The organism is Paratractidigestivibacter sp., assembly GCF_052362415.1.
Lineage (GTDB): Bacteria > Actinomycetota > Coriobacteriia > Coriobacteriales > Atopobiaceae > Paratractidigestivibacter.
In genome coordinates this window covers 1-5,770 of record NZ_DAWEMK010000111.1, presented here as the reverse complement: position 1 = coordinate 5,770, position 5,770 = coordinate 1, and the positions used below count along the sequence as shown (strand labels likewise).

Annotated in this window: 5 protein-coding genes and 1 pseudogene; all 6 read right to left on the bottom strand. The window is 66.9% G+C overall.

Going from position 1 to position 5,770, the window contains the following annotated elements:
- A pseudogene (locus tag ACT84W_RS09185) lies at nucleotides 1–613 on the bottom strand (3'-5' exonuclease); the annotation flags it as partial.
- Nucleotides 614–798: 185 nt separating this feature from the next.
- On the bottom strand, nucleotides 799–1,725 hold the full coding sequence (ftsX, locus tag ACT84W_RS09180) for a permease-like cell division protein FtsX (protein WP_444328987.1): 927 nt from the start codon (nucleotides 1,723–1,725) through the stop codon (nucleotides 799–801).
- Complete coding sequence (gene ftsE, locus ACT84W_RS09175) at nucleotides 1,712–2,731, bottom strand: cell division ATP-binding protein FtsE (protein WP_432290720.1); 1,020 nt, start codon at nucleotides 2,729–2,731, stop codon at nucleotides 1,712–1,714. The genes ftsX and ftsE overlap by 14 nt, the downstream gene beginning before the upstream one ends.
- A 209-nt stretch (nucleotides 2,732–2,940) precedes the next feature.
- Nucleotides 2,941–3,882, bottom strand: coding sequence for a transketolase family protein (locus ACT84W_RS09170; RefSeq protein ID WP_417576687.1), 942 nt, complete (start codon nucleotides 3,880–3,882; stop codon nucleotides 2,941–2,943).
- A complete protein-coding gene (locus tag ACT84W_RS09165) occupies nucleotides 3,882–4,712 on the bottom strand; it encodes a transketolase (RefSeq protein WP_444328986.1) in 831 nt (276 codons plus the stop codon). The genes ACT84W_RS09170 and ACT84W_RS09165 overlap by 1 nt, the downstream gene beginning before the upstream one ends.
- 163 nt (nucleotides 4,713–4,875) lie before the next feature.
- A complete protein-coding gene (locus tag ACT84W_RS09160; protein WP_417576685.1) occupies nucleotides 4,876–5,559 on the bottom strand; it encodes a transaldolase family protein in 684 nt (227 codons plus the stop codon).
- Nucleotides 5,560–5,770: the final 211 nt, after the last annotated feature.

The following is a 5,770-nucleotide window of genomic DNA, read 5'->3' as shown; positions in this document are numbered from 1 at the left end:
GCTCGAGCGTCGAGGGGCTGAAGTCGCAGGCAAGGCCATGGCTCGCGATGACGGACTCGATGTCCATGTCGAGATCGGCGGCCGCGCCCGCGCGCCGGTCGATGGTCACGACGGCGGCGGTGTAGGGCGTCGGGTACTCCACGATCCGGGCCACCACGACATCGCTGGGAGCGACGCCCAGGCGCTCGGGGCTTTTGTCCTCGGGAACGACGAAGAAGTCGTGGCACAGGCGGTTATCCAGGGGCACAACGGCGCCGAGCGGGCCGGCGAGCTCGAAGCGGCCGAGCAGCGTGTGGTTCGCGCGCGTGACGACGGAGTCGACGACGGCGCGCTTCTCGCCGCCCGCGGCGCCGCGCCCGTTTCCGTGGGCGCCGGAGCGGCCTCCCCCGCCGCGGCCGCCCTTCGGGCCGACGAGGAACACGCTGACCTCATCGCCGCTCATGGCCTCGCGGATGCCCGAGCGCGTGACCTCGAAGGTGCCCTCGGGGGTCTCGACCACAGCCGAGCCTGGGCGCAGGACGCGCAGCGTTCCCGTGATCGTGCGGCGCTGCTTGCGCGGCCCCTTTGTGGACCCGCGGCGATTGTTGCCCTTGTGCGGTCGCTTACGCGCCATGTGCCTCTCTCCGTTCTGCGGCCTGCACCGGAAAATCACGGGCACCTGCCGCATCGTTGAAACCCCGCGATTCTTCCCTGACGCCAATCGCGGAGGCCAAGTGCTAAACAAAGCGGCCCCCGGTGCCGGGGGCCGTCGGTGATGCAAGTATGCGCTTGTTCGGGGCGCGTCGCCAGGGCGCCGGGCTAGACCTTGAGGTAGCGGCGCATGGTGATCGCGGAGCCGAAGAGGCCGATGACCACGCCGAGCACGAGCAGCGCGGCAGAGGTGGCGACCATGGTCTTGGTCGAGATCGCGAACGAGAGGAACTGCATGCTGCTGGCGAGCTTGGGCAGCAGCGCGTTCACGCCGGCGATGAGGACCACGATAGCCAGGAGCGCGCCGATGATGGCCTCGAGGGTGCCCTCGAGCAGGAACGGCCCGCGGATGAAGCTGTTCGACGCGCCGACCAGGCGCATGATGCCGATCTCGCGGCGACGGGCCGTGATGGCGAGGCGAATCGTGTTGTTGATGAACACGAACGCGACGAAGGTTAGCAGGGCGACGAGCACGATCGCGGCGATGCGGATGTAGGTCGTCACGCTAAAGAGCTTCTCGACGGTCTCGCGGCCGTAGTTGACGTCCTCGGACGGGTTGTCCTTGGAGTCGCAGATCTGCGAGAAGTCGGAGTCGTCAATGATCTTGGACGTGGTGGCCTCGACCTGCTGCGGGTCGTCGAGCTTGATGACCAGCGACGCGGGCAGGGGGTTCTCGCCGTCGAGGGCGGTGATCGCGTCGCTCGCGTTGCGGTTGGACATCTGGTTCTGGTACTGCTCGAGCGCCTCGTCCTTGGTGCGGAGCTCGACGGACTCGACGTTGTCCCAGCCGCGGACCTTCTGGATGTAGGCCTGGACCTGGTCCTCGGTGGCGCTATCGGAGAGGAACGCCTGGATGGTGACCTCGTTCTCGACGGAGCCGATCATGTTGTTGATCAGGGCGGAGGCGAGGACGAAGACGCCGATGATGAACAGCGAGAGGAAGATGGTCACGACCGCGCCGAGGACCGTGGTCCAGTTGCGGCGGAAGTGCTGACCGACCTCGCGGAAAGAGTAACCGATGTTAGAGGGCGCCATAGTAGCCGTAGCCTCCCTTCTCCTGGTCGCGGACCACATGGCCGGCCTCCAGGGCGATGACGCGCTTACGCATGGAGTCGACCATCTCGCGGTCGTGCGTAGCCATGACGATGGTGGTGCCGGCGCGGTTGATTCGGTCGAGCAGCTTCATGATGCCCAGCGAGATCGCCGGGTCGAGGTTGCCGGTAGGCTCGTCGCACACGAGCAGCGGCGGGCGGTTGACCATGGCGCGGGCGACCGAGACACGCTGCTGCTCGCCACCGGAGAGCTGGTCGGGAAAGTGGTCCATGCGCTCGGCGAGGCCGACGAGGCGGAGCACCTCGGGGACCTGGGCCTTGATGACGGAACGGGGCTTGCCGATGCACTCGAGGGCGAAGGCGACGTTCTCGTAGACCGTCTTGTTGGGCAGGAGCTTGAAGTCCTGGTAGACGGTGCCGATCTGGCGACGGAGATACGGGACCTTCTTGTTGCGCATCTTGGTAAGGTCCTGGCCGCCGACGATGACCTGGCCGTGGGTGGCCTTGAGCTCGCGCGTGATCAGGCGCAGGAGCGAGGACTTGCCGGAGCCGGAGTGGCCGACGACAAAGACGAACTCGCCGGGGTACACGTCGAGGCTGACATCGTCGAGAGCGGGCTTGTTGGGCTGGGCCGGGTAGATGAGTGAAACGTTTTTGAACGACACGGTGGGCGCACCGGTGCGCGGGACCGCGGGCGAGTCGTCGCTCGCGAGAGGCGCGAAGACGCTCGTGAAGCCCGGCTGATCGGTGGGATCGGCGGGCTCGGAGGCGGTGACGGCGTGCACGGCGAGGTCCTCGGCTGCGGCCGAGTCGAGCGCGTCGGCCGCGGGGACGGCGGGCGCCTGGACGGACTCGGGGTGCAGGACGGCGTCGACGGCTGCGTCGTCGATGACCTGCGGCGTTACGGCTGCCGTAGTCGGCTCGGGCTGGAAGAGCGTCTCTTCGCCGTCCGACTCCTGTCGCTCAGTGCTGCGAAAGTGATTGGCCACGAAAGTTCCTTTTCCTTTTGCTCACAGCGGACAGTTGCGTTGCCTAGTTTAGCAAAAGGCCAGCTTCTGCCCCAAATGCCTTGAAGTAACGGTTGATAAAGCAGAACCTCCCCACACGACGAGAAGAGCAAGAAGCGAGCAGCGCCCGCCCGTCAACTTGAGGGGCGGGCGCTGCTCGCAACGGCTGTAACCCGGCGTTGGCCGGAAGGTTACTTGCCCAGGAAGTCCAGCACCTGGCGCTCGACGCCAGCGGCGTCGAGGCCGTACTTGGCCAGCAGGTCGACGGCCGGGCCGGACTCGCCGAAGACGTCGTTCACGCCGACCTTGCGCACGGGCACCGGGTCGGCCGCGAGCGCCGCGAGCACGGCGTCGCCGAGGCCGCCGATAACGGAGTGCTCCTCGCAGGTGACGACGCGGCCGGTCTTGTGGGCGGACGCGCGGACGAGCTCCTCGTCGAGCGGCTTCACGGTGTGGATGTTCACGACCTCGGCGTCGACGCCCTTGGCGGCGAGGGACTCGGCGGCCTCGAGGGCTGCCGCGACCATGAGGCCGGTGGCCACGATCGTGACGTCGGCGCCCTCGCGCAGGACGACGCCCTTGCCCATCTCGAACTTGTAGGTGGCGGGGTCGTTGATCACGGGAACGGCGAGGCGGCCGAGGCGCATGTAGACCGGGCCGTCGTACTCGTAGGCGGCGCGGACGGCGGCCTTGGCCTCGGTGTCATCGGCCGGCACGATAACCGTCATGCCGGGGATCGTGCGCATGAGGGCGATGTCCTCGTTGCACTGGTGCGTCGCGCCGTCCTCGCCGACCGAGATGCCGGCGTGCGTGGCGCAGATGTTCACGTTGAGGTGCGGGTAGCCGATGGAGTTGCGGACCTGCTCGAACGCGCGGCCGGCGGCGAACATCGCGAACGTGGAGCAGAAGACCTTCTTGCCGGCGGCTGCGACGCCCGCGGCGATGCCGACCATGTTGGACTCGGCGATGCCGCAGTCGTAGAAGCGCTCGGGGTGGGCGGCCTTGAAGCGGCCGGTCTGGGTGGCGGCGGCGAGGTCGGCGTCGAGGACGATGAAGTCGTCCTTCTCGTTGCCGAGCTCCACGAGCGCGTCGCCGTAGCTCGCGCGGGTCGCGACCTTCTTTACATCTGCCATTAGAGCTCCTTCCCGGCGGCCTCGAGCTCGGCCATCGCCTGCGCGTACTGCTCGTCGTTGGGGGCCTTGCCGTGCCAGCCGACCGCGTTCTCCATGTAGCTCACGCCCTTGCCCTTGACCGTCTCGGCCACGATGCAGGTGGGCTCACCCTTGTGGACGCGGGCGGCCTGGAACGCCTCGCGGATCTGCGCGAAGTCGTTGCCGTCGGCGAGCTCGATCACGTTGAACTTGAAGGCGCGGAACTTGTCCGCGATGGGCATCGGGGAGTTGACCTCCTCGTTCGTGCCGTCGATCTGCAGGCGGTTGTGGTCCACGACGACGCAGAGGTTGTCCAGCTGTTTGTTGCCCGCGAACATCACGGCCTCCCAGACCTGGCCCTCCTCGATCTCGCCGTCGCCCAGGATCGCGTAGGTGCGGTAGGCGTCGCCCCAGTGCTTGGCGGCGAGCGCCATGCCCACTGCCGCGCTGATGCCCTGGCCGAGGGAACCGGTGGACATGTCCACGCCGGGGGTGTCGTTCATGTTCGGGTGGCCCTGCAGGCGGCTGCCGATGTGGCGCAGCGTGGTGAGCTCCTCCACCGGGAAGTAACCGCGGCTGGCGAGGACGGAGTAGAGCGCGGGGGCCGCGTGGCCCTTAGAGAGGACAAGGCGGTCGCGGTCGGCCTTGCGGGGGTCGGCCGGGTCGATGTTCATGTCCTCGAAGTAGAGGTAGGTCAGGATGTCCGCGATGGACAGCGACCCGCCGGGGTGGCCCGCCTTGGCGGCGTGCACGCCGGTGACGATGCCCTTGCGGACCTCGTTGGCGACGCGAGCCAGCTCCTGGTCGGTCATGGTGCCTCCTTGGGCTCGGTATGGTTGAGACGTTCCAAACTTAGCACCGCGGCGACGTCGGAACGCCGCCGCGGAAGATTCAAGTAAAAACCTTTACTCTTGCAAGGGCGCGGGCAAGAAGCGCTTCGGGGCTTCTTTGCGCGGCCTCGCGGCGTCGGCCGGGCTACTGAGCCGCGACGACCTTGGCCCAGTCGGCATCGAAGCTGGCCATGCCCTGGTCGGTCAGGGGGTGCTTGAGGCACTTCTTGAGCGCGCCGAACGGGACGGTCGCGATGTCGGCGCCCAGCAGGGCCGCCTGGGTCACGTGGTTCGGGGTGCGGATGCTCGCGGTGATGATCTCGACCTGGTCGTCGACGTTCTTGCCGGACCAGTCATAGTTCTGGATGCAGGCGACGACGTTGGCGAGCTGCTGGATGCCGTCCTCGGCGATGTCGTCGAAGCGGCCAACGAACGGGCTGATGTAGCGAGCGCCGGCGTTGGCGGCGAGCAGGGCCTGGGTCGGGCTGAAGACGAGCGTCATGTTGATGCGGACGCCCTCGGCGGCCAGCGTGTGGGTCGCGGCGAGGGACTCGGCGCAGATGGGGAGCTTGACGACGATGTTCGGAGCCAGGGCCGAAAGACGGCGGCCGTCCTCGATCATGCCCTCGGTCGTCTTTGCCTGGGACTCGGCCGAGACGGGCAGTCCCTCGCAGATCTGAGCGATCTTGAGCATGTGGCCCTCGAAGTCGGCGAGCTTGCCGCCGGTGCGGGCGTAGAGCGACGGGTTGGTGGTGACGCCGGCCAGGCAGCCCCAGCTCATGGCTTCCTTGATCTCGTCGATGTCGGCGGTGTCGATGAAGAACTTCATGTTTCCCCCTTCGTCCGGAAAACTAATCCCCCTTCGGGGCGGCATAGGTCGCCCCTTCGTCCGATTTCGAAGATACCACCCACAAACGCGGGCGCGGTTAGGGTCGCGTCAGGTAAAGGATTTTTCCCGCGAACGGTAGAAAATGCGCCGTTTAGCTGGGAACACTTCGAATTATCCGAATGTTTGGATTGTTTTGGACGATTGCACAGGG